Origin of the sequence: Ensifer meliloti (assembly GCF_030064585.1) — a bacterium.
GTDB classification, from domain to species: Bacteria; Pseudomonadota; Alphaproteobacteria; order Rhizobiales; family Rhizobiaceae; genus Sinorhizobium; species Sinorhizobium meliloti.
In genome coordinates, this window is sequence record NZ_CP120365.1 from 1,403,327 (window position 1) to 1,428,361 (window position 25,035).

At 62.7% G+C, this 25,035-nt stretch carries 28 protein-coding genes and 1 pseudogene; 14 read left to right on the top strand and 15 right to left on the bottom strand.

What is annotated here, in order from left to right; translation table 11 throughout:
* Positions 1 to 196 precede the first annotated feature (196 nt).
* Positions 197 to 1,447 (top strand): Zn-dependent hydrolase, encoded by a 1,251-nt coding sequence (locus PZL22_RS13910; RefSeq protein WP_003525593.1) that lies wholly within the window; start codon positions 197 to 199, stop codon positions 1,445 to 1,447.
* A 177-nt stretch (positions 1,448 to 1,624) separates the two neighbouring features.
* On the top strand, positions 1,625 to 3,079 hold the full coding sequence (gene hydA, locus PZL22_RS13915) for a dihydropyrimidinase (protein ID WP_003525594.1): 1,455 nt from the start codon (positions 1,625 to 1,627) through the stop codon (positions 3,077 to 3,079).
* 51 nt (positions 3,080 to 3,130) lie between these two features.
* Here hydA and PZL22_RS13920 read toward each other — a convergent pair whose 3' ends face one another.
* Positions 3,131 to 3,544: a cupin domain-containing protein gene (locus tag PZL22_RS13920; protein ID WP_003525595.1), complete on the bottom strand. Its 414-nt coding sequence runs from the start codon at positions 3,542 to 3,544 to the stop codon at positions 3,131 to 3,133.
* Between the two features lie 121 nt (positions 3,545 to 3,665).
* Between PZL22_RS13920 and PZL22_RS13925 the strand changes: the two genes are divergently transcribed.
* The 7 genes from PZL22_RS13925 to PZL22_RS13955 all read left to right on the top strand — a co-directional run bounded on the left by PZL22_RS13925 (position 3,666) and on the right by PZL22_RS13955 (position 12,826).
* Positions 3,666 to 4,457, top strand: coding sequence for an ABC transporter ATP-binding protein (locus PZL22_RS13925; protein WP_027993125.1), 792 nt, complete (start codon positions 3,666 to 3,668; stop codon positions 4,455 to 4,457).
* The gene (locus tag PZL22_RS13930) at positions 4,447 to 4,932 is read left to right on the top strand and encodes a GNAT family N-acetyltransferase (protein ID WP_033048133.1); all 486 of its coding nucleotides are present in this window, start codon (positions 4,447 to 4,449) and stop codon (positions 4,930 to 4,932) included. The genes PZL22_RS13925 and PZL22_RS13930 overlap by 11 nt, the downstream gene beginning before the upstream one ends.
* Before the next feature lie 2 nt (positions 4,933 to 4,934).
* The gene (locus PZL22_RS13935) at positions 4,935 to 5,819 is read left to right on the top strand and encodes an ABC transporter permease (protein ID WP_003525599.1); all 885 of its coding nucleotides are present in this window, start codon (positions 4,935 to 4,937) and stop codon (positions 5,817 to 5,819) included.
* The gene (locus tag PZL22_RS13940) at positions 5,816 to 6,685 is read left to right on the top strand and encodes an ABC transporter permease (protein WP_003525600.1); all 870 of its coding nucleotides are present in this window, start codon (positions 5,816 to 5,818) and stop codon (positions 6,683 to 6,685) included. Before PZL22_RS13935 ends, PZL22_RS13940 begins: the two co-directional genes overlap by 4 nt.
* Positions 6,686 to 6,714: 29 nt before the next feature.
* Positions 6,715 to 7,707: an ABC transporter substrate-binding protein gene (locus PZL22_RS13945; RefSeq protein WP_003525601.1), complete on the top strand. Its 993-nt coding sequence runs from the start codon at positions 6,715 to 6,717 to the stop codon at positions 7,705 to 7,707.
* A 604-nt stretch (positions 7,708 to 8,311) separates the two neighbouring features.
* Complete coding sequence (locus PZL22_RS13950) at positions 8,312 to 9,499, top strand: efflux RND transporter periplasmic adaptor subunit (protein WP_003525602.1); 1,188 nt, start codon at positions 8,312 to 8,314, stop codon at positions 9,497 to 9,499.
* A gap of 15 nt (positions 9,500 to 9,514) precedes the next feature.
* The gene (locus PZL22_RS13955; RefSeq protein ID WP_284718694.1) at positions 9,515 to 12,826 is read left to right on the top strand and encodes an efflux RND transporter permease subunit; all 3,312 of its coding nucleotides are present in this window, start codon (positions 9,515 to 9,517) and stop codon (positions 12,824 to 12,826) included.
* A gap of 107 nt (positions 12,827 to 12,933) precedes the next feature.
* On the opposite strand, the gene ureG is transcribed toward PZL22_RS13955, so the two are convergent.
* The 5 genes from ureG to PZL22_RS13980 form a co-directional block, all read right to left on the bottom strand.
* Positions 12,934 to 13,545 (bottom strand): urease accessory protein UreG, encoded by a 612-nt coding sequence (gene ureG / locus PZL22_RS13960; RefSeq protein ID WP_003525604.1) that lies wholly within the window; start codon positions 13,543 to 13,545, stop codon positions 12,934 to 12,936.
* A 35-nt stretch (positions 13,546 to 13,580) separates the two neighbouring features.
* Positions 13,581 to 14,252 (bottom strand): urease accessory protein UreF, encoded by a 672-nt coding sequence (locus PZL22_RS13965; protein WP_003525605.1) that lies wholly within the window; start codon positions 14,250 to 14,252, stop codon positions 13,581 to 13,583.
* Positions 14,245 to 14,709: an urease accessory protein UreE gene (ureE, locus tag PZL22_RS13970; protein WP_003525606.1), complete on the bottom strand. Its 465-nt coding sequence runs from the start codon at positions 14,707 to 14,709 to the stop codon at positions 14,245 to 14,247. Before ureE ends, PZL22_RS13965 begins: the two co-directional genes overlap by 8 nt.
* Before the next feature lies 1 nt (position 14,710).
* The gene (locus PZL22_RS13975; RefSeq protein WP_028009918.1) at positions 14,711 to 15,067 is read right to left on the bottom strand and encodes a putative quinol monooxygenase; all 357 of its coding nucleotides are present in this window, start codon (positions 15,065 to 15,067) and stop codon (positions 14,711 to 14,713) included.
* A 129-nt stretch (positions 15,068 to 15,196) separates the two neighbouring features.
* Positions 15,197 to 15,736 carry a peroxiredoxin gene (locus tag PZL22_RS13980; RefSeq protein WP_033048135.1) on the bottom strand — a complete coding sequence of 180 codons (540 nt, stop codon included), beginning with the start codon at positions 15,734 to 15,736 and terminating at the stop codon, positions 15,197 to 15,199.
* A 294-nt stretch (positions 15,737 to 16,030) separates the two neighbouring features.
* Here PZL22_RS13980 and PZL22_RS13985 point away from each other — a divergent pair, with 294 nt between their 5' ends.
* Together PZL22_RS13985 and PZL22_RS13990 are read left to right on the top strand one after the other, a co-directional pair.
* Positions 16,031 to 16,417, top strand: a complete 387-nt coding sequence (locus PZL22_RS13985; protein WP_003525609.1) for a type II toxin-antitoxin system RelE/ParE family toxin — start codon at positions 16,031 to 16,033, stop codon at positions 16,415 to 16,417.
* Positions 16,401 to 16,718 (top strand): type II toxin-antitoxin system RelB family anti-toxin transcriptional regulator, encoded by a 318-nt coding sequence (locus PZL22_RS13990; protein WP_033048136.1) that lies wholly within the window; start codon positions 16,401 to 16,403, stop codon positions 16,716 to 16,718. Before PZL22_RS13985 ends, PZL22_RS13990 begins: the two co-directional genes overlap by 17 nt.
* Before the next feature lie 362 nt (positions 16,719 to 17,080).
* Here PZL22_RS13990 and ureC read toward each other — a convergent pair whose 3' ends face one another.
* The 9 genes from ureC to PZL22_RS14035 all read right to left on the bottom strand — a co-directional run bounded on the left by ureC (position 17,081) and on the right by PZL22_RS14035 (position 23,772).
* Entirely contained in the window at positions 17,081 to 18,793 is a 1,713-nt protein-coding gene (gene ureC, locus PZL22_RS13995) for an urease subunit alpha (protein WP_003525612.1), read from the bottom strand.
* A 3-nt stretch (positions 18,794 to 18,796) separates the two neighbouring features.
* Complete coding sequence (locus tag PZL22_RS14000) at positions 18,797 to 19,447, bottom strand: hypothetical protein (protein ID WP_003525613.1); 651 nt, start codon at positions 19,445 to 19,447, stop codon at positions 18,797 to 18,799.
* 3 nt (positions 19,448 to 19,450) lie between these two features.
* Positions 19,451 to 19,870 carry a lysozyme inhibitor LprI family protein gene (locus PZL22_RS14005; RefSeq protein WP_033048137.1) on the bottom strand — a complete coding sequence of 140 codons (420 nt, stop codon included), beginning with the start codon at positions 19,868 to 19,870 and terminating at the stop codon, positions 19,451 to 19,453.
* Complete coding sequence (locus PZL22_RS14010) at positions 19,867 to 20,172, bottom strand: urease subunit beta (protein WP_003525615.1); 306 nt, start codon at positions 20,170 to 20,172, stop codon at positions 19,867 to 19,869. Before PZL22_RS14010 ends, PZL22_RS14005 begins: the two co-directional genes overlap by 4 nt.
* Before the next feature lie 11 nt (positions 20,173 to 20,183).
* A complete protein-coding gene (locus PZL22_RS14015) occupies positions 20,184 to 20,438 on the bottom strand; it encodes a DUF1272 domain-containing protein (protein WP_003525616.1) in 255 nt (84 codons plus the stop codon).
* Between the two features lie 12 nt (positions 20,439 to 20,450).
* The gene (locus PZL22_RS14020) at positions 20,451 to 20,753 is read right to left on the bottom strand and encodes an urease subunit gamma (RefSeq protein WP_003525618.1); all 303 of its coding nucleotides are present in this window, start codon (positions 20,751 to 20,753) and stop codon (positions 20,451 to 20,453) included.
* 28 nt (positions 20,754 to 20,781) lie between these two features.
* Entirely contained in the window at positions 20,782 to 21,615 is an 834-nt protein-coding gene (locus PZL22_RS14025) for an urease accessory protein UreD (RefSeq protein ID WP_003525620.1), read from the bottom strand.
* A gap of 65 nt (positions 21,616 to 21,680) precedes the next feature.
* A complete protein-coding gene (locus tag PZL22_RS14030) occupies positions 21,681 to 22,658 on the bottom strand; it encodes a 2-hydroxyacid dehydrogenase (RefSeq protein ID WP_003525622.1) in 978 nt (325 codons plus the stop codon).
* Between the two features lie 121 nt (positions 22,659 to 22,779).
* Positions 22,780 to 23,772 (bottom strand): alpha/beta fold hydrolase, encoded by a 993-nt coding sequence (locus PZL22_RS14035; RefSeq protein ID WP_003525624.1) that lies wholly within the window; start codon positions 23,770 to 23,772, stop codon positions 22,780 to 22,782.
* A 180-nt stretch (positions 23,773 to 23,952) separates the two neighbouring features.
* Here PZL22_RS14035 and PZL22_RS14040 point away from each other — a divergent pair, with 180 nt between their 5' ends.
* The 3 genes and pseudogenes from PZL22_RS14040 to PZL22_RS14050 form a co-directional block, all read left to right on the top strand.
* A complete protein-coding gene (locus PZL22_RS14040; protein WP_033048138.1) occupies positions 23,953 to 24,405 on the top strand; it encodes a MarR family winged helix-turn-helix transcriptional regulator in 453 nt (150 codons plus the stop codon).
* A gap of 97 nt (positions 24,406 to 24,502) precedes the next feature.
* A complete protein-coding gene (locus tag PZL22_RS14045; protein ID WP_003525627.1) occupies positions 24,503 to 24,748 on the top strand; it encodes a CopG family ribbon-helix-helix protein in 246 nt (81 codons plus the stop codon).
* Positions 24,745 to 25,031: pseudogene (locus PZL22_RS14050) on the top strand (type II toxin-antitoxin system RelE/ParE family toxin); the annotation flags it as partial. The gene PZL22_RS14045 and the pseudogene PZL22_RS14050, both read left to right, overlap by 4 nt.
* Between the last annotated feature and the right edge of the window lie 4 nt (positions 25,032 to 25,035).

Genomic DNA, 25,035 nt, shown 5'->3' on the forward strand with positions numbered 1-25,035 from the left:
AACTCCTGTTTTTTTCTTTTTCCGGCTTGAGTGCCGCCACGGAAGTTGTAATGTTTACCAACCGGTCAAATTATCAGTCAGATTGCCGACAAAGGCAACGCCTGATCGAAGGGCATCACAACAAGGCCCCGATTTGGCCGACGGGAACATGAGGTCTATCCCGGGGAGGGACTGGCCGACAATAGAGGAGAACGCCATGGCAGCATCTGGCGAGAATAGGCGCGTCAATGCCGACCGTCTATGGGATTCGTTAATGGAAATGGCGAAGATCGGCCCCGGCGTTGCCGGCGGCAACAACCGCCAGACCTTGACGGATGCGGACGGCGAAGGTCGCCGGCTTTTCCAGTCCTGGTGCGAAGAGGCGGGGCTCTCCATGGGCGTCGACAAGATGGGCACCATGTTCCTCACGCGACCCGGTACCGATCCGGATGCGCTGCCCGTCCATATCGGCTCGCATCTCGACACACAGCCGACCGGCGGCAAGTTCGACGGGGTCCTCGGCGTCCTGAGCGGCCTCGAGGCCGTACGCACGATGAACGAGCTCGGCATCAAGACGAAGCACCCGATCGTCGTCACCAACTGGACCAACGAGGAAGGCGCGCGTTTTGCGCCTGCCATGCTCGCCTCCGGCGTCTTTGCCGGGGTCCATACCCTCGAATACGCCTATGCCCGCAAGGATCCCGAAGGAAAGAGCTTCGGCGACGAACTGAAGCGCATCGGCTGGCTCGGCGATGAAGAGGTCGGCGCGCGCAAGATGCACGCCTATTTCGAATACCATATCGAACAGGGGCCTATCCTCGAGGCCGAGAACAAGCAGATCGGCGTCGTCACGCACTGTCAGGGCCTCTGGTGGCTGGAGTTCACGCTGACCGGCAGGGAAGCGCATACCGGCTCGACGCCGATGGACATGCGCGTCAATGCGGGCCTCGCCATGGCGCGCATCCTCGAAATGGTCCAGACCGTCGCAATGGAAAACCAGCCGGGCGCCGTCGGCGGCGTCGGCCAGATGTTGTTTTCGCCCAATTCGCGCAACGTCCTGCCGGGCAAAGTGGTGTTCACCGTCGACATCCGCTCGCCCGACCAGGCCAAACTGGACGGCATGCGCGCCCGGATCGAAGCCGAAGCGCCAAAAATCTGCGAGCGGCTCGGCGTCGGCTGTTCCATCGAGGCGGTCGGGCATTTCGACCCCGTCACCTTCGACCCCAAGCTGGTCGAGACGGTACGCGGGGCCGCCGAGAAGCTCGGCTACAGCCACATGAATCTCGTTTCCGGCGCCGGACACGATGCCTGCTGGGCCGCAAAGGTCGCGCCGACCACGATGATCATGTGCCCCTGCGTCGGCGGGCTCAGCCATAACGAGGCGGAGGATATCTCCAGGGAATGGGCGGCCGCCGGTGCGGACGTCCTGTTCCACGCCGTGCTCGAAACGGCGGAAATCGTGGAATGAGTTTTGCGGGCGGGACGGTGGTTCCGCCCTTTTCTACTGCATGTTTCCTTTGATCGTAGCCGATCAACGGACAAAACATGCAGCAACTCAAAGGCTACAGCGTCCTTTGCGCGTCTGAGACGCGCGGCGCTGCAGGCGGCCCGAGCCGCCGAAAGCACCATCCAGGGGAACGAACCAATGAGCACTGTCATCAAGGGTGGAACCATCGTCACGGCCGACCTGACCTACAAGGCCGACGTAAAGGTGGAAGGCGGCAGGGTCGTCGAAATCGGGCCGAATCTCTCCGGCGCTGAGACGCTCGACGCCACGGGCTGCTACGTGATGCCTGGCGGCATCGACCCGCATACGCATCTCGAAATGCCTTTCATGGGCACCTATTCCTCCGACGATTTCGAAAGCGGGACCCGCGCGGCTCTTGCCGGCGGCACCACCATGGTCGTCGATTTCGCACTCCCCTCGCCCGGCCAGTCGCTGCTCGAGGCGCTCACCATGTGGGACAACAAATCGACGCGCGCCAACTGCGACTATTCCTTCCACATGGCCATCACCTGGTGGGGCGAGCAGGTCTTCAACGAGATGGAGACGATCGTAAAGGACAAGGGCATCAACACCTTCAAGCACTTCATGGCCTACAAGGGCGCGCTGATGGTGGACGACGACGAGATGTTCTCCTCCTTTCAGCGCTGTGCGGCGCTCGGCGCACTGCCGCTGGTCCACGCCGAAAACGGCGACGTGGTGGCGCAACTGCAGGCGAAGCTGCTGGCGGAAGGCAATAGCGGCCCGGAGGCACATGCCTATTCGCGTCCGGCAGAAGTCGAGGGCGAGGCCACCAACCGCGCGATCATGATCGCCGACATGGCCGGCTGTCCCGTCTACATCGTTCATACTTCGTGCGAACAGGCGCATGAAGCGATCCGGCGCGCCCGCGCCAAGGGCATGCGCGTCTTCGGCGAGCCCTTGATCCAGCACCTGACGCTCGATGAGACCGAATATTTCGACAAGGACTGGGACCACGCCGCCCGCCGGGTGATGTCGCCGCCCTTCCGCAACAAACTTCACCAGGACAGCCTCTGGGCGGGGCTTGCCTCCGGTTCGCTCCAGGTGGTCGCGACCGACCATTGCGCCTTCACGACCGAGCAGAAGCGCTTCGGCGTCGGCGATTTCACCAGGATCCCGAACGGCACCGGTGGGCTGGAAGACCGCATGCCGATGCTCTGGACCTATGGTGTTGCGACCGGCCGCATCACCATGAACGAATTCGTGGCGGTAACCTCCACCAACATCGCCAAGATCCTGAACATCTATCCGAAGAAGGGGGCGATCCTCGTCGGCGCCGATGCGGACCTTGTCGTCTGGGACCCGAAGCGCTCCAAGACGATCTCGGCGAAGACGCAGCAATCGGCGATCGACTACAACGTCTTCGAGGGAAAGACGGTCACCGGTCTGCCGCGCTTCACGCTGACGCGCGGCGTGGTTTCGATCGAGGAAGGAACCGTGAAGACGCAGGAGGGCCACGGCGAATTCGTCCGGCGCGATCCCTTCCCGGCGGTCAGCACCGCGCTTTCCACCTGGAAGGAAGTGACGGCGCCACGGGCGGTGCAGCGCAGCGGCATTCCCGCAAGCGGCGTCTGATCCGAGATGCCGCAGCCCTGTGCCTTTAGAGAAAAAACCGTACCCGGGCAGTCAGGAGGGCACCAGCCCGTCGAGCTCGGGCAGCAGCACGACGCTCTCGTTTCCTTTCGGGTCCGTCCGGGCGATCACCGCCGTGCAAGGGGCGTCCGAGAGGTTCGCCGGGAGGTGCGGCACGCCGGGGGGAATGTAGAGCATATCTCCCGTCCTGGTGATCACGTGTTCTTCGAGCCGCTCGCCGAACCAGGTGTGCGCTTCGCCGGAGAGCACGTAGATCGCCGTTTCGTGGGTCTCATGAAGATGTGCCTTGGCGCGCGCACCGGGCGGCATGGTCACGAGATGCATGCAGATGCCGGTGGAGCCGACCGTTTCCGTGGCAATACCCTCGAAATAATCGAGCCCCTGCTTGCCGGCAAAGGACTCGCCCGGGCGGACCACGTGACAGCCAGGATTGGGTGATCGAGACATGACCGTCCTCCAGAATACGCTGAAAAACCAACAGCAGGCGACCTCGCCGGCAAATCCGCCATTGCATGTTGCGGGTCCGGATAGCAGTCTGACACAGGCAGTCGATAATGAGAATCCGTCCATGACATCCAATCCCGCCTCCGTGGTCTCGGCCCGGAACCTCGGCCTGACGTTCGAGACCAGCGACGGACCGGTCAATGCACTTACCGGCGTGAATCTCGACGTGGTCAAGGGCGACTTCGTCTCCTTCATCGGCCCGTCCGGCTGCGGCAAGACGACGTTTCTGCGCGTCATCGCCGATCTCGAAAAGGCGACGGCCGGCACCATTTCCGTCAACGGCATGACGCCGGAGGAGGCCCGCCGGCGGCGCGCCTATGGCTATGTCTTCCAGGCGGCCGCCCTTTATCCCTGGCGCACGATCGAAAAGAACATCGCGCTGCCGCTGGAGATCATGGGTTACTCCAGCGAGGACCGGAAGGCGCGGATCGAGCGGACGCTGGAACTCGTCAACCTCTCGGGCTTCGGCAAGAAATATCCCTGGCAGCTTTCCGGCGGCATGCAGCAACGCGCGTCGATTGCCCGGGCGCTGGCCTTCGATGCCGATCTCCTTTTGATGGACGAGCCCTTCGGGGCGCTCGACGAGATCGTCCGCGACCATTTGAACGAGCAACTCCTCAAGCTCTGGGCGCGCACCGACAAGACCATCTGTTTCGTCACGCACTCCATTCCGGAAGCGGTCTACCTCTCGACCAAGATCATCGTCATGAGTCCCCGCCCCGGCCGCGTGACGGACGTCATCGAATCGACCCTTCCGAGGGAACGTCCGCTCGGCATTCGGGAAACGCCGGAATTCCTCGAGATCGCGCATCGCGTGCGCGAGGGCTTGAGAGCGGGGCACAGCTATGACGAGTAGCCGCGCCGCTCAAGTGTGCTGTCGCGATGCGACCTTGGCGGACATGCCGGCATGCGCCGGTATTCTCAATCGCTGGATAGACGCCACACCGTGGATGCCGCGGATTCACCCGCAGGAGGATGTGGAGCGGCATTACCGGGAAAGCGTCTTTGCAAACGGACCCGTCATCGTCGCCGACTGTCGGGGCGAAATCGCCGGCTTCCTCGCTCTGTCCGCGGATGGCTTCGTCACCGCGCTCTATCTGGATGAACGGCACAGAGGCGTCGGAATCGGAACCACCCTCATCCGCGAAGCCAAGAAACGCGCGAGATCCGAGCTCACGCTTTGGACATTTGAACACAACGGTGGCGCCCAGCGCTTCTATGAACGTGAGGGCTTCCTGCCGGTGCGCAGAACGGGCGGCGACAACGAGGAGGGCCTGCCGGACATTCTGTACCACTGGCGCTCCGAACCGTTGCGCGAAAGGGAGGCCTGACCATGCGCGAGGAAAGCCTCCTCAAGGACAAGCTCCTTCCCGTCTCCACCGTCGTCCTCCTGTTGATCGCGGGCTGGTACGTCGCATCGGTCTTCCTGAACGCACCTTTCGAACGGGATACCGCCGCCCGCGCCGGCACCGAGATCGGCTTTTCCGAAATCCTCCGCAATACCATGGCCCAGGAACGCCCGGTGCTGCCTGCTCCGCACCAAGTGATCGCCGAGATCTGGGATACGACCGCCAATAAGGCGATCAGCTCGAAGCGCAGCCTGGTCTATCATGCCTGGATCACGCTTTCGGCCACCTTGCTCGGCTTCGGCATCGGCACGGTGCTCGGCGTGCTGCTGGCCGTCGGTATCGTCCACAACCGCGCAATGGACCGATCGCTCATGCCCTGGGTGATCGCCAGTCAGACGATACCGATCCTGGCGATCGCGCCGATGATCATCGTCGTGCTCAACGCCATCGGCATTTCCGGCCTGCTTCCGAAGGCGTTGATTTCCACCTATCTTTCGTTCTTCCCGGTGGTCGTCGGCATGGTCAAGGGGCTGCGCAGCCCCGAAACGATCCAGCTCGACCTGATGCACACCTATAACGCCTCGCCCGCTCAGACCTTCTGGAAGCTGCGCTGGCCTTCGTCCATGCCCTATCTCTTCACCTCGTTGAAGGTTGCCGTCGCGATCTCGCTCGTCGGCGCCATCGTCGGCGAACTGCCGACCGGCGCGGTCGCCGGACTCGGCGCACGCCTGCTCGCCGGGTCCTATTACGGACAGACCGTACAGATCTGGGCGGCGCTGTTCATGGCTGCGGCACTCGCCGCGGTCCTCGTCATGATCGTCGGCCTGGCGCATACGGCCGTCCTGAAGCGCATGGGGGCAAAACCATGAACCTTGCCGCTCTCGCGGGCGCCATCCTCTTCTGGCTCGCTGCCTGGGCCGTCAACGAATGGCTGGTCCGAAAGCAGTTCGCAAGCGACGCCGCGAACAACGCGGCACGTGTTGCCGTGCCTCTCCTCTTCGGCATCACCATACTCGTCCTCTGGGAAGGCATCGTCCGCGGCTTCGCCGTTCCATCGGTGCTATTGCCGGCGCCCTCGATGATCTGGCAGCGGCTGATCAATTCGCTGCCGACGCTGGCGGCCGATTTCCGGCAGACCTTCCTGAAATCCGTGCTGACCGGCTACGCGCTCGGCTGCGGCCTCGGCTTCGTCGTCGCAATCCTCATCGACCGTTCGCCCTTCCTGCAGAAGGGGCTGCTGCCGCTTGGCAATTTCGTCTCCGCCCTCCCCGTCATCGGTGTCGCCCCGATCATGGTCATGTGGTTCGGCTTCGACTGGCAGTCGAAAGTGGCGGTCGTCGTCATCATGACCTTCTTCCCGATGCTGGTGAACACGGTTTCGGGGCTTGCAGCCGCCAGCCACATGGAGCGCGATCTGATGCGCACCTATGCCGCCTCCTGGTGGCAGACACTCGTCAAGCTCCGGTTGCCGGCCGCCTGGCCTTTTATTTTCAACGCTCTCAAGATTAACTCCACGCTGGCGCTAATCGGTGCGATCGTGGCCGAATTCTTCGGAACGCCCATCGTCGGCATGGGCTTCCGGATCTCCACGGAAGTGGGCCGCATGAATGTCGACATGGTCTGGGCCGAAATCGCCGTAGCGGCGGTGGCTGGCTCCGTCTTCTACGGGGTGGTCGCGCTCATCGAACGCGCCGTCACCTTCTGGCATCCGTCCATCCGCAGTGGCCGGACCTGACAATGAAGCAACGATAAGAGGGAACTGGAATGAACAAGAAACTTGCATCTCTGCTGGCAGCGGGCGTCTTTTCGCTCGCCGCCTTCCATGCCAATGCCGCCGAAAAGGTCACACTTCAGCTGAAGTGGGTGACCCAGGCCCAGTTCGCCGGCTACTACGTGGCGAAGGACAAGGGCTTTTACGAGGAAGAGGGCCTCGACGTCGAAATCAAGCCCGGCGGCCCGGATATCGCACCGGCGCAGGTGATTGCCGGCGGCGGCGCCGACGTCATCGTCGACTGGATGCCCTCCGCGCTGGCCACGCGCGAAAAGGGCGTACCGCTCGTCAATATCGCCCAGCCCTTCAAGACATCGGGCATGATGCTCACCTGTCTGAAGGAATCCGGAGTGAAGGGTCCCGAAGACTTCAAGGGCAAGACCCTCGGCGTCTGGTTCTTCGGCAACGAATATCCGTTCCTCTCCTGGATGTCGCACCTGAAGATCCCGACGGATGGCGGACCGGATGGCGTGACCGTGTTGAAGCAGGGGTTCAACGTCGATCCGCTGATCCAGAAGCAGGCCGCCTGCATCTCCACCATGACCTACAACGAATACTGGCAGGTCATCGACGCCGGCATCAAGCCGGAGGATCTGGTCACCTTCAAATATGAGGACCAGGGCGTCGCCACGCTCGAAGACGGCCTCTACGTGCTCGAGGACAAGCTCAAGGACGAGGCCTTCAAGGACAAGATGGTGAAGTTCGTCCGCGCCTCGATGAAGGGCTGGAAATATGCCGAGGAGAATCCGGACGAGGCGGCCGATATCGTACTCGAGAACGACTCCACCGGCGCGCAGACGGAAAAGCACCAGAAGCGCATGATGGGCGAAGTCGCCAAGCTGACTGCAGGTTCCAGCGGCGCCCTCGACGAGGCGGATTACAAGCGCACCGTCCAGTCGCTGCTGGCCGGCGGCTCCGACCCGGTCATATCCAAGGAGCCGGAAGGCGCCTGGACGCACGACATCACGGACGCGGCGCTTAAGTAGGACTCCACACGAACGGAAGGAGCGCGTGGCCCTCGCCTCGCGCTCCCCAGCGGAGTTGTGCCGCTTGCCGCAGCAGCGAGAACTCGCACCCCGTGGTTAAAGGTCGCAGCGTTACTACCCTGGAGAAGCGCACCGACCGAAGCCCGCTGGCACCAGAAAAGCTCGATTCCAATGGCTTAGCGTGGACGGTTCGCTGTCGAACGGCGAAAATCTCGCATCCTGCCGTGGTTGTTAAGACTACCTTCAGGTTGCACCCGTATTGCATCCGAAGACGCATGACAGTAGAAATAGTGAGGCACCATTGCTTCGCCGCTCTTGTAAGCATTTGCTCCGGCGACTACATAGGCCGGAACGTTTGACTGGAGGGCAAGCGTATGGAGGAATCTTTATTTCTTTAGGGTTGCCCATCAGGGAATTTTCTTCCCGTCCGGTGCCTGTGGTTTGAAACCGCTGCCCCGGGCAGCAATTCAAAGTGCTGCAGCGGTCCTTGCGCGTCCGGCAAGACGCGCGGCGCTGTAGGTGAAATAGCGTGATTGCGGCCGGATATTCGCCCCTGCGCGGGCGTGATCGGGCATGTTTGCTTCAGCTTCGGGAAAACAGGCCTATGGCTCAGAAACTCCTGCCTCTCGTCGGCGCTTGTGCAGCGATGCTCCTGTCCGCGCTTGTAAGCGCTTCGGCCGAAGAGGCCGTCAAGTCCCCGCAAAAACAGGCGCCGCCATCCATCGTCGTGACCGAAGCGACGGAGCGTGCGATTACCGACCGCGTCATTGCGACCGGTTCGATCGAGGCGGTGGACGAGATCTACGTCTCTCCGCTGGTCGATGGACTTGCCATCCGATCGCTCAACGTCGATGTCGGCGACCGGGTCGAGGAAGGCGGCACGCTCGCCGTGCTCAATGAGGACGCGCTGCTCCTGCAGAAGAGCCAGCTCGAGGCCAATCTCGCAAAGGCCGAGGCGTCGCTTGCCCAGCTGCACGCCCAGCTTGCCGAAGTGACGGCCAATTCGGAGGAGGCGACGCGTGTGGCAGAGCGTGCCGTGCAGCTTTCCAAGAACGGTACGGTATCGACGGCCGAGGCCGACCGCTTGAAAGCGCTCGCTGCCGCGGGCCGCGCACGCGTCCGCTCGGCCGAGCAGTCGGTGAGCGTCGCAACGGCAGATATCAAGGTGGTGCAGGCCCAGATAGACGACGTCGACCTGCGTCTCGCACGAACCGCCGTTAAGGCGCCGGTCAGCGGCGTCATCTCGCGAAAGAACGCCAAGGTCGGTGCGATCGCCAGCGGCAGCGGCGAGCCGCTGTTCGCGATCATTCGCGACGGCGAAATCGAGATGTGGGCCGATGTCGCCGAGTCCGATGTCATCAAGCTTGCCGTGGGGCAGACAGCCACGGTCAAGCTTGCCGGCAGCACCACCACGATCGAGGGGAAGATCCGGTTGATCGCGCCCACGGTCGACCCGCAGACCCGCCTCGGCACGGTGCGTATCAGCCTAACCGACGCATCCAAGGCGCGCGCGGGCATGTATGCCAGCGCAGTGATCGTGGCGGAGCAGAAGGAAACGGTGGTTTTGCCGCAAACGGCCGTTACATCGGAAGACGGCAAGTCCATCGTCCGCAAGGTCGAAGACGGCGTCGTGCGCCTGGTACCTGTCGAAACGGGCATCCAGGACGGACAATTCATCGAGATACTCTCCGGCATCAAACCGGGTGAGCAGGCGGTGGCGAAGGCCGGTGCCTATGTGCGCGATGGCGACCGCATCAATCCGGTCGAATCCGCCGAGCCGGCAACCAACTGACGGGAACATGAGACCATGAACTTCTCCGCCTGGTCCATCCGCAATCCGGTCGCGCCCATCCTGGCGTTTTTCGTGCTGGTGGTGCTCGGATGGCAGTCGTTCAATTCTCTGCCCATCACGCGCTTCCCGAACATCGACGTGCCGATCGTTTCGATCGCCGTCACACAGAGCGGTGCGGCGCCCGCCGAACTGGAAACCCAGGTCACCAAGGAGATCGAGGACGCGGTCGCCGGCGTCTCCGGCGTCGACCATATCGAGTCGACGATCACCGACGGCATTTCGACGACCGCCGTCATCTTCCGCATGGAAGTCCCGACGACGCAGGCCGTGCAGGATGTCAAGGATGCCATCGACCGCATACGAAGCGACCTGCCGACCTCGATCGAAGAGCCGATCGTTTCCAAGGTCGATGTGGAAGGCCAGGCGATCCAGACATTTTCCGTCTCGTCGCCCGGCATGACGCTGGAAGAGCTCTCCTGGTTCGTCGACGACACGATCAAGCGCGCCATCCAGGGCCAAACCGGCATCGGCCGTGTCGACCGCTACGGCGGCTCCGACCGCGAGGTCCGGGTCGAGCTCGATGAGGACCGTCTGAATTCCTTCGGCATCAGCGCCGCCGACGTCAACGCCCAGCTTCGCCGAATGAACATGGACCTCGGTTCCGGCCGCGGCCAGGTCGGCGGCAGCGAACAGGCGATCCGCACATTGGGCGACACGCGCGACGTAACGGCGCTGGCGGGTACGATGATCTCGCTGCCGAACGGCCGCTTCGTCCGTCTGTCGGAACTCGGCAAGGTGATCGACACCTATGAGGAGCCGAAGTCGTTCTCCCGCTTCAACGGACAGCCGGGCGTCACCTTCGCCGTGTTCCGCGCCAAGGGGGCGAGCGAAGTGTCGGTCGCGGAAACCGTCGGCAAGACGCTCGATGAAATCCGCGCGAAGCATCCGGATGTCTCCATCGAGATGGTGGACGATTCGGTCTACTTCACCTACGGCAACTACGAAGCGGCGATTCATACGCTGATCGAGGGCGCCGTGCTCGCCGTCATCGTCGTTATGCTGTTCTTGCGCAACTGGCGCGCGACCTTGATCTCGGCGGTCGCACTGCCGCTCTCAGCCATCCCCACCTTCTGGGTGATGGAACTGCTCGGCTTCTCGCTGAACCTCGTCAGCTTCCTGGCGATGACGCTCGCGACGGGTATTCTCGTCGACGATGCGATCGTGGAGATCGAGAACATCGAGCGTCATATCCGCATGGGTAAGTCGCCTTACCGCGCAGCGATCGAGGCTGCGGACGAGATCGGCCTTGCGGTGATCGCCACCACCTTCACGATCATCGCCGTCTTCGTGCCCGTATCCTTCATGCCTGGCATTCCGGGACAGTACTTCATCCAGTTCGGCCTGACGGTCGCCGTCTCGGTGTTCTTCTCGCTCCTGGTCGCCCGCCTGATCACGCCGGTCATGGCCGCCTACCTGATGAAGCCTTCGGATGTCAGCGGGCATCACGACGACGAAGGCTTCATGATGCGCCAGTACACGCGCCTCGTACGCTTCACCACGAAGCGCTGGTACACGCGCTACTCCACCCTGCTTGCGGCGATCCTGGTCTCGGTCGGTTCCGTGGTCGCGCTGCTCGTCTTCGTCCCGGGCAGCTTCCTGCCGCCGGAAGACAGCTCGCGCGTCAGCCTGTCCATCGAACTGCCGCCGGACGCAATGCTCGCGGATACGGACCGGACCACCACCGAGATCTACAATCGCGTCAAGGATATCGACGGCGTGGAAAACGTCTTCGTACTCGGCGGCGCCTCGCCCAAGGGCGACCTCGAACTGCGACGCGCTGCCGTCACGGTGCTGCTCGAGAAGCTCGATCATTCGCTGATCAACAAGGTCGTCAACGACGTGATCGGCCGCACACCGCTGATCGGCGAATACCTGCCGAAGCTGCCCCCGGCCGGTCGGATCAAGCCGCAATCGGAGATCGAGAAGGAAATCTTCGCCCGATTGCGATCGATTCCCGATGTCCGCGTCACCAAGCTCAACGATCGCGGCGAGCGTGATCTGTCGTTCAATCTGCTTTCCAGCAACGAGGCGGATCTCGACAAGGCGGTCGCCACCCTGGAAGCGGATCTGCGCCGAGATCCGCTGCTTGCCAACGTTAGCCCTGAGGGAGCGCTGCCCCGACCGGAACTGCAGATCCGGCCGCGCGACGAGCAGATGTCGCGCCTTGGCATCACGACGGCGCAGATCTCCGAGGTGATCCGCATCGCCACGATCGGCGATATCGACGCGCAGTTGACGAAGATTGCGCTCGATGGGCGCCTGATCCCGATCCGGGTGCAGCTCGACCGTGATTTTCGCACCGACCTGGCGGCGATCCGCAACCTGAAGGTCCAGACGGCATCCGGAGCGACCGTTCCGCTGTCGAGCGTCGCGGACATCAACTATGCGGAAGGGCCGAGTTCCATCAAGCGCTACGACCGCTACCGCGTCGTCAAGCTCGGCGCCGACCTGCCCGCCGGCGTGGCGCTCGACACGGCATCGGCCCGCTTCAGGGAAATCGCCGCCGACGCCGATCTGCCTGACACGGTCCAGTTCCTTGAAAGCGGCGACGCCGAGGTGCAGGCCGAGATGCAGGAGAGCTTCGGCAACGCCATGCTGCTGGGTCTGATGATGGTGCTGGTCGTGCTCATCCTCCTGTTCAAGGATGTAATACAGCCTTTCACCATCCTGTTCTCGCTGCCGCTCGCGATCGGCGGCGTGGCAGCCGCCTTGATCCTGACCCAGAACGCGCTGTCGATGCCGGTGTTGATCGGTATCCTGATGCTGATGGGCATCGTCACCAAGAACGCCATCCTGCTCGTCGACTTCGGTATCGAGATGATGCATCACGGCATGGACCGGACGCTCGCCATGATCGAGGCCGGACGGAAGCGGGCTCGTCCGATCGTCATGACCTCGATCGCCATGTCCGCGGGCATGCTGCCCTCGGCGCTGGGCGTCGGCGAAGGCGGTTCCTTCCGTGCACCGATGGCGATCGCCGTCATCGGAGGCATCATCGTTTCGACGGTCCTGAGCCTCGTCGTGGTTCCGTCCTTCTTCCTGATCATGGACGACCTGTCGCGTCTCCTCGCCTGGGCTTTCGGCCGCTTCATCGGCAAGAAGGACGAGGAGGAACTGCCGCTCGACCAGGAGGCGCTGAGCAAGCTTGCCGCCGAACAGGGCAGCACGATCGAGAGCCTCGAAGAGCGCATCAAGGCGCTCGAAGACGAGAAGCGCCGCAAATCCGACGGCAAGGTCATCAGCCATCCGGCGCTGGCTGCGGAATAGGACGAGAGCTGTTCCGAGCGGGATGAGGAAAAGTGCGTGCGGTTTTCCGCCCGCATCCCGCTCTAACTCTTGGAATCGATCACGTTCATGTTTTTAAACATCGTGATCTAGAGCCCCCCGTGCACCGTCAGGAACTCAACGATCCGCTCCACCCCGTCGCCGCGTTTCATATCCGAGAACACGAACGGCTTTTCCGCTCGCATCCGGGCCGCGTCGCGTTCCATGACCCCGAGGTCGGCACCGACGTAAGGGGCGAGATCCTTCTTGTTGATCACCAGCAGATCGGACCTGGTGATGCCCGGTCCGCCCTTGCGCGGAATTTCCTCGCCCTGGCAGACCGAGATCACATAAATCGTAAGATCCGCGAGATCGGGCGAGAAGGTCGCTGCCAGATTGTCCCCTCCCGACTCGATGAAGACGACATCGAGATCGGGAATGCGGCGGTTGAGATCGGCGATCGCCTGAAGATTGATCGATGCATCTTCGCGGATCGCTGTGTGGGGGCATCCGCCCGTCTCGACCCCGACGATCCGCTCCGAAGGCAAGGCCTGCATGCGCACCAGCGCCTCGGCATCTTCCTTGGTGTAGATATCGTTCGTGACCACCGCGACGGAATATTTCTCCCGCATGGCCTTGCAGAGCTTGTCGGTCAGCGCCGTCTTTCCGGATCCGACCGGACCGCCGATACCGATGCGCAGAGGACCGTTTTTCGATGGCATCTTTTCTATCCTTTCGAAGTCCGTCCGTTGTTCCGTTAGGTGCGGAACAATCGTGAATGCAATATCTCGTGTCTCAGCGAGGCAATGTCGGCGATGATCGTCGCGGCGCCAAGATCATCGAGCGAGGCGCGCGCGGCGCGCGTTGCCACCGCCCCTATCGTTTTCTCCATTCGCGCAAGCATGCCGACCCCGTCGCGCTGGCCGGTAACGCCGCAGCGGATGGCCACCGACACCGCGTTCGATATGGTGGCGTTGAGAAAGGCGGCGAGCGCCGCTTCGAGGCCGGCGCGGTGCGCTCCGGCGACCGCGCCGACCGCCACCGGATAGGCGGCCCTCGCGCCAGGGAATTCGAGCGACGCGTGCGGCCAGTGGCCGACGGCGGCCAGGAACGCCTCGCCGAGGAGCATGGTTTCCATATGCCGCTCACGCGATCCGGCCAGTGCTTCGGCCAGTTCCGATGCCGCAATCAACCGCGCGGCATCGTCACATGCACGGTAACCTTCTGCCAGAAGCAGCGCGTCGTTCCACGTCGTGCCGTGATCCAGGAGCGTTTCGCACCAGAACCGCAAATCGTCGGCACCGGTGACAAGCCGGTCATGAATCGCCTGCTCCAGACCGCCGGAATAGGAGAAGGAGCCGACCGGAAAGGCGGGCGAGAGCCAGGTAACGAGACGCAGGAGCGCCTGCGTATCGGCATGCTCAGCCATGACGGTGGTGATCGCCGTGACCGTGCTGGTGATAGGCGCCGTGCAGGGGATGGAAGGGTTCGTTCACTTCATCGACGGTCGCGCCAAGGCCCTCCAGCATCGCGCGAATGACCGGGTCGCGGGCGATCAGAATCCGCCCCTCTTCCACCGCCGCCGGGAAGTGCCGGTTGCCGAGATGCCAGGCAAGCTCCATCAGGTGCAGCGGGTTTCGCGCGCGGATGTCGTAAAGCGCTTCCGCTGCCGCCTTCACCTCGATATGGCCGCCTCCCTCAAGCACCAGAAGATCGCCATCGGCGAGCATCACGGGCTCCTTGAGATCCAGCATCACCACATCGTCGTTTTCGAGGTGCAGGAGCTTGCGGCGCAGATGGCGCTGCTCATGCGTCAGGGTCAAGCGATGAAGCGGCGCCCTTTCGCCGGGACCGGGCGAAAGAACTTCGGTCGAGCGATAGGGCACGTCAGACCACCTCGATCTTTTCCGGATGCACGATCTCGACGCGGGCGCTCGCCAAAAGATTCGCCGCCGCCGTCTGGAAGGCCTTCAGATGCGGCTCGGCGAAATGCGCATCGATAGCCGCCCTGTCCTTCCATGTTTCGACGAACACCAGCGCATCGGGATCCGTGGGCTTGCGATAGAGCTCATAGCTGACGCAACCGGCCTCTTTCAGCGTCGCTTCGATCAGCGGCGTCGTCAGTGCCACGACCTCGTCGCCCTTGCCCGCATGCGCCGTCAGATATGCAATGATGTAAACCATGGATTTCTGCATTCCCTTACCGGTGAAACGAGGAAACGTGCATGGTTCGCGCCCCCACATCCGCTTCCTCCTGGAAGTCTTCACTGTAGCAAGAAAAAGCCCCGGCACCAGCAAGAAGGCGAAAATCGCGTGGATTTTCAGGAACCTGCTTGCGGCAGCCGGGGCTTTATCGATTCGGTAAAATCGGGATCAGGCGGCGAGCTTCTTGGACTTCAGCGCCGCGAGGATGTTCTGCGGCGAGGAGACACCGTAGGGATCGCTGTCGCAATTGTCGGAGTAGCCTTCCTCTTCGAACCACTGCTCGACAACGCCGTTGTTGATGACGGCGGCATAGCGCCAGGAGCGCATGCCGAAGCCGAGATTATCCTTGGCGACGAGCATGCCCATCTTGCGGGTGAACTCGCCCGAACCGTCCGGAATGAGCTTGACGTTCTCGAGGCCCTGCGATTTGCCCCAGGCGTTCATCACGAAGGCGTCGTTGACGGAGACGCAGTAGATCTCGTCGACCCCGAGAGCCCGGAATTCGGAGGTAAGCTTTTCGAAGTCCGGCAGCTGGTAGGTCGAGCAGGTCGGGGTGAAAGCACCCGGCAGCGAAAACAGCACGACGCGCTTGCCGGCGAAATAGTCGTCCGAGGTAACGTCCTGCCAGCGGAACGGATTGGAACCGCCGACGGACTCGTCGCGGACGCGGGTGCGGAAGGTTACAGCGGGAACTTTTCTGCCGAGCATCATCATCTCCTAAGAACTGGCTGCCGGCGGCGCAGTCTTGGGAGGACAGGCGCGCCGGCGGAAATCGAGTGCCCTTCCTAACGAAATTTCCGCTGCAGTGCAGCATCAAAGCGACGATTCACACCGCCCCTCATGGCAGCCATGCGGAAGGCGCATGGCTGCAGGGCAACCAACCGAGCTGCGCTTGCCAACTGCTGAAAAAAGTACAGACGTAATTGCTGGCATTGAGGCAATTTGCACAGACAGCACCGCACCTTGAAGTGTAACGCTTTGTGTTATATATGGACGGATAGGATGGCGGTTCGAATTTTTAAGAGCGCTTGGTTCGAGCGTTTTACTCGAAAGCAAAGGATCGCGGACGCCGCCTTGATAGACGCGGTGCGCCGCGCCGAACGAGGCCAGATTGTCGCCGATCTTGGCGGCGGCGTGATCAAACAGCGTGTCGCGAGGGCGGGGCAAGGGAAGTCTGGCGGTTATCGCACGATCATCCTGTTTAGGCTGGAACAGCGGGCATTCTTCGTTTTCGGCTTTGCAAAGAGTGAACAGGCCAACATTGAAGACGGCGAAGAAGCCCTGTTCAAGAAGATGGCGAAGGAACTCCTTGCGCTATCAGATGCGCAAATGGCCGTGCTGATCGGGAAAGGGCGCTTTTCGGAGGTTGAAGATGGCGAAGAAGTATAAGAGTGAGGCAATGGCGGCCATTCATGAAACCATGGAGAGCCTGTTTGAAGCCGGCGCGATCGACAAGCAGACGATGCGCGAATTCGACGACGCCTGCTTGACGGCCGTGGAGCCAATGACCCCGGAGGAAATTCGCGCCATTCGGGAGCGTGAACATATCTCGCAGCCTGTCTTTGCCCGCTACCTCAATGTGAGCAAGGGACTTGTGTCCGATTGGGAGCGCGGGGTGAAGAAGCCGGGAGGGCCGGCGCTGCGATTGCTGACCGTTGTTCAGAAAAGAGGGCTTGCGGCGATTGCCTGATTGCTGCGTTGCCGGCAAAGAGGCAATGTTGCAGCCTATAAACCCATCCTGGGCCGGCCCTACGGCCCTACAGCGCCGCGCGTCTTATCAGACGCGCAAAGGTCGCTGTAGCACTTTGATTTGCTGCATGTTTTTGTCCTTTAATCCGATACGATTAAAGGAAACATGCAGTAGCTAGATGATGAGAGCGGGCCGGCCGGATCGCGGCGAAGGCGCGAGGCGTGCGGTTCGGCCCTTTCCCTACCCTATTGGCCGAGCAGATCGCGCACGCGCGCCAACTCATCCATGAGGACAAGGAGCCGGTGGCGGAAGTCGCGCACCTCACGGGCGTGCATCGTGCCACGATCTAAGGGCTATAGAACCTAGAACAGGAAATACCGCTGCGCCATCGGCAGCACCGTCGCCGGCTCGCAGGTCAGGAGCTCGCCGTCGGCGCGGACCTCGTAGGTTTCCGGGTCGACCTCGATATGCGGCGTCAGGCTGTTGTGGATCATCGACGCCTTGCCGATGCCGCCGCGGGTGTTCTGGACAGCGACGAGCTCCTTGGCGACGCCGAGCCTGCCGGCGAGCCCGGCATCGAGCGACGCCTGCGAGACGAAGGTGACGGAGGAGTTGGTCCGGCTCTTTCCATAGGCGCCGAACATCGGCCGGTAGTGGACCGGCTGCGGCGTGGGGATGGAGGCGTTCGGGTCGCCCATGGGTGCTGCGGCGATCGTGCCGCCGAGAAGCACCATGTCGGGCTTCACGCCGAAGAAGGCGGGATTCCAGAGGACCAGATCGGCGCGCTTGCCGACCTCGAGCGAGCCGATCTCATGGCTGAGGCCATGGGCTATCGCCGGGTTGATCGTATATTTGGCGATGTAGCGCTTGACCCGGAAATTGTCGTTGTCGCCGGTCTCCTCCTTGAGCCGTCCGCGCTGGCGCTTCATCTTGTCGGCGGTCTGCCAGGTGCGGATCGCCACCTCGCCGACCCGCCCCATCGCCTGGCTGTCGGAGGAAATGATCGAGAAGGCGCCGATATCGTGGAGGATATCCTCCGCTGCGATCGTCTCCTTGCGGATGCGGCTTTCGGCGAAGGCGATGTCTTCCGGAATGGTGGGCGACAGGTGATGGCATACCATCAGCATGTCGAGATGTTCCGCAAGCGTGTTCACCGTATAGGGCCGCGTCGGATTGGTCGAGGACGGGATGACGTTCGGCTGGCCGCAGATCCTGATGATATCAGGCGCATGCCCGCCGCCGGCGCCTTCCGTGTGGTAGGCGTGGATCGTCCTGCCCTTGATCGCCGCGATCGTATCCTCGACGAAGCCGCTTTCGTTGAGTGTGTCGGTATGGATCATAACCTGCACGTCGTATTCGTCGGCAACGGAGAGGCAGCAGTCGATGGCGGCCGGCGTCGTGCCCCAATCCTCGTGCAGCTTCAGCGAGGTCGCGCCGCCGAGTACCATTTCCACGAGCGCGCCGGGCAGCGACGCATTTCCCTTGCCCGCAAAGGCGAGATTCATCGGAAACGCATCGGCCGCTTCGATCATGCGGGCGATGTGCCACGGTCCGGGCGTGCAGGTCGTGGCGAGCGTACCGTGCGCCGGTCCCGTCCCGCCGCCGAGCATGCAGGTCAGGCCGCTCATCAACGCCTCTTCGATCTGCTGCGGGCAGATGAAGTGTATATGGCTGTCCATGCCCCCGGCCGTGACGATCTTGCCCTCGCCGGCGATAACCTCCGTGCCCGGGCCGACGATAATGGTGACGCCCGGTTGCATGTCCGGATTGCCGGCCTTGCCTATTGCCGCGATCCGCCCGTCCTTCAGCCCGATATCCGCCTTCACGATCCCCCAATGATCGAGGATAAGCGCATTGGTGATCACCGTGTCGACCGCGCCGCCTTCGCGCGTCACCTGGCTTTGGCCCATGCCGTCACGGATGACCTTGCCGCCCCCGAACTTCACCTCCTCGCCATGCGTGGTGAAATCCTTCTCGACCTCGATGAAGAGCTCGGTGTCGGCGAGGCGCACCTTGTCGCCCACGGTCGGACCGAACATGTTGGCATAGGCCGCGCGCGACATTCTGTAGGACATGGATCAGGCTCCCTGGGGCAAATCTGAAGAGGCAAATGGATGAAGTCGGCGAAGCCGCCCTTGCGCTGCGAGCGCATCGACATAGCGGCGCTCGGCGGCGAACGGGTGCCACTGCCAGCCGATATGGCAGAAGCCGGCAAGCACGACATCGTCGCCGGCTGCGGCAAAGCTCGACACGATGTCGGCAATCACCACCAGGCCGCTCGACGGCGCGACATAAGGCGACGGCGCGAAGCGGGCGAGATCGCGCTCCAGCCGGTCATGCGTCTCGGCCGCGATGACCCGGTGCTTGCGTGCCGTAGCCCGCGCGAAGCTCTCGAAGCCGGCCGTATAGTCGTCGCAGAAATCGTCGAGATCCGGATGGGTCCCGGCAAGTGCTGCCCGCATCGCGGCGAACCTGGCTCCGGAGCGGACGCTCCATAGCTCGCGTGCCTGCCGGACCGCCGCACTCGTCTTCCAGCGCCCGCCGCCGAGCATGGACAGTGCCGGGCGGCCGGTGTTGCAGACGGCGATGATATCGGTCCTGCTGCCGCCCTTCCCGACCGAGCGGCAATCGTTGAAACGGATCACCAGATCGGCTGCATCGATCGTCGCGGCAGCGCCCTCGGGCACGTCACCATTGCCAACGATCATGATGACGCGGCCGCTTTGCAATGATCAATTCTCCGCAGATTCCATGAGTTCCTTGAGCTCGGCGGTGCGCTTGCGTGTCAGCTCTGCGAGGCAACCGGAGACCAGCATGGGTTCCATCGAGCCGCCCCTCGCCTCGAACCCGGCGAGTTCGCATTGGCCGTCGCGATAGCCGATCCAGGCCCGTTGGGCTTTTTTCAGTGCCTCGAGCGCTCCGGCGTAAGCCGCGTCGATGTCGCCAAGCTCCTTGTCGGTCGCCTGCATGGCCGCGACCGCAAGGCGGTAGGTCTTATTCAGCTCCGCATCCGCCGCCCGGTAGTCCTGATCGGCGCAAATGTTGAGATCCATCTGGGTCACGGCCTTCCGGCAATCCGGCTCAGGCTGTTGCGCATTGGCGGAAGCCGTGCAGCACAACAACAGGCTCAAAGCAGGAGCGGCCGCTCTCATAGCTTCCCCATGACCTGCTGGCGGAAGCCGAAAACCTCGCGTTTTCCCGAAAGCGGGATGAGCGTCACCTGCCGTGTCTGTCCCGGCTCGAAGCGGACGGCCGTACCCGCAGGAATGTCGAGCCGCTTGCCGCGCGCGGCGTCACGGTCGAAGATCAGGCCCGGATTGGTCTCGGCGAAATGATAATGGCTGCCGACCTGCACCGGTCGGTCCCCGGAGTTGGCAACCTCGATGCTGACGGTTTCGAGGCCCGCATTCAACTCGATCTCACCGGCGGCGGCGATAATCTCACCTGGAATCATGTTCGTTCCCCTCAGGCGGCTCGTTCGGGCGCACAGCCCTGAGGCTTCAGGACGCGCTCCGTCGATGCCGGATATCTCTTCAGCATTGCCGCGGGCCGCACCGGGCGCCGAACCAGTTCGCCGCCGCAATTCGGGCAAGTCCCGCCAAGCTTCGTTTCCGCACAGCCGGCGCAAAAGGTACACTCGAAGGTGCAGATCATCGCATCGCCGCTATCGGGTGGCAGGTCTCGATCGCAGCATTCGCAGTTCGGACGCAGGCTGAGCATGGTGCCTCCTCGTTAACGGATAGGCTCGTGGACGGTGACGAGCTTCGTCCCGTCGGGAAAAGTCGCCTCGACCTGGATGTCGTGGATCATCTCCGCAATGCCCTCCATCACCTGATCGCGGGTGAGAACATGGGCGCCTGCCTCCATCAGCTCGGCGACGGAACGGCCGTCTCGCGCGCCTTCCACGACGAAGTCGGTGATGAGGGCGATCGCCTCGGGATGATTGAGTTTCACGCCCCGCTCGAGCCGCCGGCGCGCGACCATCGCCGCCATGGAAATCAACAGCTTGTCTTTTTCGCGCGGAGTGAGATTCATGCGTCGCCGTCCAGATCGATTGCAGGGATCAGAGAGTCCAGACTTTCGGCACTGACGCGTCTTTACGCAAGTGCGAAATGAGCGGGATGAGGATTTTTCTGAGCGCGAACCCATCGGCCGCAGCAACGCGGGCGACGATCTTGCCGCGACCGCCGACGTCGTAATGGCTGACGCCGGACAGGGCATGTCCCGCGAGCGCCAAGCGCAGTTTGGAAAGCTGCGACTCGCAGTCCGGCGCGGCATAGACGAGGGTCGCGAAGGCGGCAGCGCCGTCGAGCACCGCTCGCCGGGACGCAAGCGCCGCGATGTCGCCGGCCAAGGCGAGGTTCTCCGCGTGGATCAGCCTGCCGCCGCTTCGAATTCGCCAATTGTCGCGGAAGAGGCCGGCGCGCACCTCCTCGCCCATGGCCTTGCGGCCGATCAGAACGGCCTCCACCGCGAGAAAGGATGCATCGGCGGCGAGGTCGACCTCGAGGCTCCGCGACAGGGCCGACCGATCGAAGAGAATCGTCTCCTGCGGCAGCCAGTCGACGTGAGCGCCGGCGGCGACCGATATGCGCGTCGCAATCTCGGCCGTGCCGGCGGCTGCCTTGTAGACCTTCTCGCAGGCCTGCGTCGTCAGCGTGAGTTTCGTGCCTTTGCCCGCCCTGAACTCCCAGGAAAGCCGGTCACCGCCCGTCACGCCGCCCGACGAATTGATGAGCACGGCCTCCATCGAGGCATCGAAGGTCTTCGGCAGACGGATCTTGGCGCAGCCTTCCTGGTAGAGCTCGGCGATGCGCGTGCGGCCGCCTTCAGCCTTGGCGACGAGCCGCCCCTCTCCCCTCGCCCGCTGCGGTGCGATGATCGCTGCCGGTTCCATGGACGTTTGCCGAAGCTCCCCTGCGGACGGGTCTTCGCCCGAACCGCGTTGCCGAAGTGCCGAGATCACGTCACCCGGTCCGGCGGCTCCAGGCCCGCGAAGAACGCCGTGATGTTGTCGACGACCTTCATCCCCATTGCCGTGCGCGTCTCCTCCGTGGCACTGCCGAGATGCGGCAGCAGCACGACGTTTTCGAGCGCTCGCAGACGGGTGGGAACGTCAGGCTCCGCCTCATAGACATCGAGCCCGGCGCCGCGGATCACGCCCTTCTCAAGGGCCTCGATCAATGCCTCTTCGTCCACGACATCGCCCCGCGCCGTGTTGATGAGATAGGCGCCCGGCTTCATTGCCGCAAGGCGCGCCGCGTTGATCAAATGCCGGTTCTCGCCGCCGCCCGGGCAATGCAGCGATACGAAGTCCGCTGCCTTGAGCACGTCCTCGACCGTATCGAGCTGGCGGGCCCCGAAGCGCGCCGCTTCCTCCGGCGCTACCCTGGAGCGGTTGTAGAAGACGATGTCCATGTCGAAGCCGAAATGGCAGCGCTTCGCCATGGCTTTTCCGATGCGCCCGAAGCCGATGATGCCGAGCGTCTTGCCCGTCACCTTCGTTCCGATCATGTGGGTCGGCCGCCACCCCTCCCAGGCGCCCGCCCTCACCTGCCGCTCGCCTTCGCCGGTCCGGCGCGCGGCGGCGAGCAGCAGCGATACGGCGAGATCAGCAGTGCAATCGGTCAGAACGCCGGGCGTATTCGTCACCACGATGCCGGCTTCCTTGGCAGCTCCGGCGTCGATGTGATTGTAGCCTACGCCGAAATTGCCGAGGATCCGGGTGCGAAGACCTCCGCCCGTGAAAACATCGGCCGGCAGCCGGTCCGAGACGGTCGGCAGCACCGCATCGAAATTGCGCAAGGCGTCTGCGAGCGCGCTCCTGTCGAGCGGCCGGTCCTCCTCGTTTAGGACTGTATCGAACCTTTCGGCCAAAACCCGCTCCACGGCCTGCGGCCAGCGGCGAGTGATAAGAATGCGCGGCTTGGCGGTCATCATATGTCTCCCGGAATCCTTCCGGATAGTGCATGAAATCGAGCCGATGGGTAGCCGGTCAGATACAAAAAGGGCACCCGGCGGTGCCCTTTTCAGCTGCTTTGCCTGCAGCAATCCCGCTGTCTCAGGACCTTGCGAAGTCGATCAGGTCCTTGTTGAGCTGGTCCTTGTGGGTATCCGTGATGCCGTGCGGAGCACCCGAATAAACCTTCAGCTCGGCCTGAGGGACCAGCTTCTTGGAGGCACGCGCGGCCGCGTCGATGGGCACGACCTGGTCATCGTCGCCATGGATGATGAGCGTCGGCACATCGAACTTCTTCAAGTCCTCCGTGAAATCCGTCTGCGAAAAGGCGACGATGGAGTCATAGGCGTTCTTGTGACCGGCCGTCATGCCCTGCAGCCAGAAACTGTCGATCATGCCCTGCGAAGGTTTCGCGCCGGGCCGGTTGAAGCCGAAGAACGGGCCCGAGGCGATGTCCCGGTAAAGCTGTGAGCGATCGGCGAGGCTGGCGGCCTGCAGGCCGTCGAACACCTCCTTTGGCAGACCGCCGGGGTTGTCGTCGGTCTTGACCATCAAGGGCGGCACTGCCGAGATCAGTCCTGCCTTGGCGACGCGGGCCGTGCCGTGGCGTCCGATATAACGGGCGACTTCGCCGCCGCCGGTCGAGAAGCCGGCAAGGAAGATATCCTTGAGGTCCAGCGTTTCGATCAGATCGGCGAGATCGTCGGCATAATGGTCCATGTCGTTGCCGTCCCATGGCTGGCTCGAACGGCCGTGGCCGCGGCGGTCATGGGTGACGACCCGAAAGCCGTTATTGGCGAGATAGAAGGCCTGTGCCTCCCAGCTATCCGACGAAAGCGGCCAGCCATGGCTGAGGATGACCACAGGCCCGCCCTTCGGACCCCAGTCCTTGTAGTAGATCTCGACGCCATCACGCGTGATGATCCTGCTGCCGGTTGCTCCAGGGGCCGCCGCACCGGCGGGCGGCTCACCCCCGGCGCCGGCCGGGCTGGCGGCCGAGAGAGCGGCCGCGGCGGTGGCGGCGCCGATTGCGCCTGCCAGAATTTCTCTGCGGGAGACGTCGTTCGTGGTTGTCTTCACCTGAGACTTGGTCATTGGAAATGCTCCTTTCCCTGAAATCCGGTCAAAATTCACGATCCAACCGCTAACGCAATTTTATATCGAAGGCGATTAAATCGTGTGCGATATTTATCGTGCGCTCCGTCCGATGTCAATACCTTGCGATTATATCGCGAACGATTTATTTTAGTGGGCACGACAACCGGGACCGAAGCGATGGCGAAGACAAACCTCCCCTCCTCGGAGGAACTCATGAAGCTCGACAACTTCCTGTGCTTTGCGATCTACTCCGCAAATCACGCCTTCACGCGTGTCTACAAGCCGCTCCTCGACGAGCTCGACCTGACCTACCCGCAATACCTCGTGATGGTTGCTCTTTGGGAAAAGGACGACCAGACCGTCGGCAGTCTGGGCGAGAAGCTGTTCCTGGAGTCGAGCACCCTCACTCCCATGCTGAAGCGGCTGGAAGCCATGGGCTACATTTTGCGGAACCGCGACAAGGCCGATGAGCGGCAAGTGCGTGTGCGACTGACCGAGACCGGCCGCGCGCTCAGGGAAAAAGCAAGCCGCGTTCCGATCGGCATTGCCGATGCGACGGGAATGGAGCCGGCAGAGGTCGCCCGGCTGAAACAAGAAATCGCGGCTCTCCGGGCGTCGCTGCTGCGATAAAGTGCGTCATTGAACAGGAAGCGTCGGCTCTCGAATGGAACCTTGACAAACCAGAGTGGTTCACAAACAGTCCTATCGAACCACGGGAGTTGGACCCATGACCGCATTCACGGTGCGCGTTTCGGACGAGACAGCAAGTAAACTCGAGCAGATCGCTGAGAAACTGGACCGCTCTCGTTCCTATATGGCCGCTCAGGCCATCGAGGATTATGTCGCCCGCGAGGAATGGCAGCTTGCCGAAATCGAGGCCGGATTGGCGGAGGCCGATCGAGGCAAGTTCGCTGATGAAGAAGACGTGGCAAAGGTCGTCAGGAAATACGTCAGGCCCGCCCGTCAGTCATGAGCGGAAAACGTATCCGCTGACGTTGCAGGGGTTGCGGCGGCTGGATGATATCGGCGCGTTTATCGAGAAGGACAATCCCGATGCTGCGGCGCGTGTCGTTGCACGGATCGTGGCGGCCGTCGACTCACTCGCAGACTTGCCCGGCACGGGGCGGGTCGGCCGTATCAAAGGCACTCGCGAAATCGTGCTTACAGACATTCCCTACATTATTCCCTATCGCGTCGGGCGAGACATCGAAATCATTACCGTCATGCACGCGCATCAGAAATGGCCTCGATGTTTTAGGT

Coding starts and splice junctions, on each gene's coding strand:
- PZL22_RS13910 (WP_003525593.1), top strand. CDS start 197: ATGGCAGCATCTGGCGAGAATAGGCGCGTCAATGCCGACCGTCTATGG.
- hydA (WP_003525594.1), top strand. CDS start 1,625: ATGAGCACTGTCATCAAGGGTGGAACCATCGTCACGGCCGACCTGACC.
- PZL22_RS13920 (WP_003525595.1), bottom strand. CDS start 3,544: ATGTCTCGATCACCCAATCCTGGCTGTCACGTGGTCCGCCCGGGCGAG.
- PZL22_RS13925 (WP_027993125.1), top strand. CDS start 3,666: ATGACATCCAATCCCGCCTCCGTGGTCTCGGCCCGGAACCTCGGCCTG.
- PZL22_RS13930 (WP_033048133.1), top strand. CDS start 4,447: ATGACGAGTAGCCGCGCCGCTCAAGTGTGCTGTCGCGATGCGACCTTG.
- PZL22_RS13935 (WP_003525599.1), top strand. CDS start 4,935: ATGCGCGAGGAAAGCCTCCTCAAGGACAAGCTCCTTCCCGTCTCCACC.
- PZL22_RS13940 (WP_003525600.1), top strand. CDS start 5,816: ATGAACCTTGCCGCTCTCGCGGGCGCCATCCTCTTCTGGCTCGCTGCC.
- PZL22_RS13945 (WP_003525601.1), top strand. CDS start 6,715: ATGAACAAGAAACTTGCATCTCTGCTGGCAGCGGGCGTCTTTTCGCTC.
- PZL22_RS13950 (WP_003525602.1), top strand. CDS start 8,312: ATGGCTCAGAAACTCCTGCCTCTCGTCGGCGCTTGTGCAGCGATGCTC.
- PZL22_RS13955 (WP_284718694.1), top strand. CDS start 9,515: ATGAACTTCTCCGCCTGGTCCATCCGCAATCCGGTCGCGCCCATCCTG.
- ureG (WP_003525604.1), bottom strand. CDS start 13,545: ATGCCATCGAAAAACGGTCCTCTGCGCATCGGTATCGGCGGTCCGGTC.
- PZL22_RS13965 (WP_003525605.1), bottom strand. CDS start 14,252: ATGGCTGAGCATGCCGATACGCAGGCGCTCCTGCGTCTCGTTACCTGG.
- PZL22_RS13975 (WP_028009918.1), bottom strand. CDS start 15,067: ATGTGGGGGCGCGAACCATGCACGTTTCCTCGTTTCACCGGTAAGGGA.
- PZL22_RS13980 (WP_033048135.1), bottom strand. CDS start 15,736: ATGCTCGGCAGAAAAGTTCCCGCTGTAACCTTCCGCACCCGCGTCCGC.
- PZL22_RS13985 (WP_003525609.1), top strand. CDS start 16,031: ATGGCGGTTCGAATTTTTAAGAGCGCTTGGTTCGAGCGTTTTACTCGA.
- PZL22_RS13990 (WP_033048136.1), top strand. CDS start 16,401: ATGGCGAAGAAGTATAAGAGTGAGGCAATGGCGGCCATTCATGAAACC.
- ureC (WP_003525612.1), bottom strand. CDS start 18,793: ATGTCCTACAGAATGTCGCGCGCGGCCTATGCCAACATGTTCGGTCCG.
- PZL22_RS14005 (WP_033048137.1), bottom strand. CDS start 19,870: ATGAGAGCGGCCGCTCCTGCTTTGAGCCTGTTGTTGTGCTGCACGGCT.
- PZL22_RS14010 (WP_003525615.1), bottom strand. CDS start 20,172: ATGATTCCAGGTGAGATTATCGCCGCCGCCGGTGAGATCGAGTTGAAT.
- PZL22_RS14015 (WP_003525616.1), bottom strand. CDS start 20,438: ATGCTCAGCCTGCGTCCGAACTGCGAATGCTGCGATCGAGACCTGCCA.
- PZL22_RS14020 (WP_003525618.1), bottom strand. CDS start 20,753: ATGAATCTCACTCCGCGCGAAAAAGACAAGCTGTTGATTTCCATGGCG.
- PZL22_RS14025 (WP_003525620.1), bottom strand. CDS start 21,615: ATGGAACCGGCAGCGATCATCGCACCGCAGCGGGCGAGGGGAGAGGGG.
- PZL22_RS14030 (WP_003525622.1), bottom strand. CDS start 22,658: ATGATGACCGCCAAGCCGCGCATTCTTATCACTCGCCGCTGGCCGCAG.
- PZL22_RS14035 (WP_003525624.1), bottom strand. CDS start 23,772: ATGACCAAGTCTCAGGTGAAGACAACCACGAACGACGTCTCCCGCAGA.
- PZL22_RS14040 (WP_033048138.1), top strand. CDS start 23,953: ATGGCGAAGACAAACCTCCCCTCCTCGGAGGAACTCATGAAGCTCGAC.
- PZL22_RS14045 (WP_003525627.1), top strand. CDS start 24,503: ATGACCGCATTCACGGTGCGCGTTTCGGACGAGACAGCAAGTAAACTC.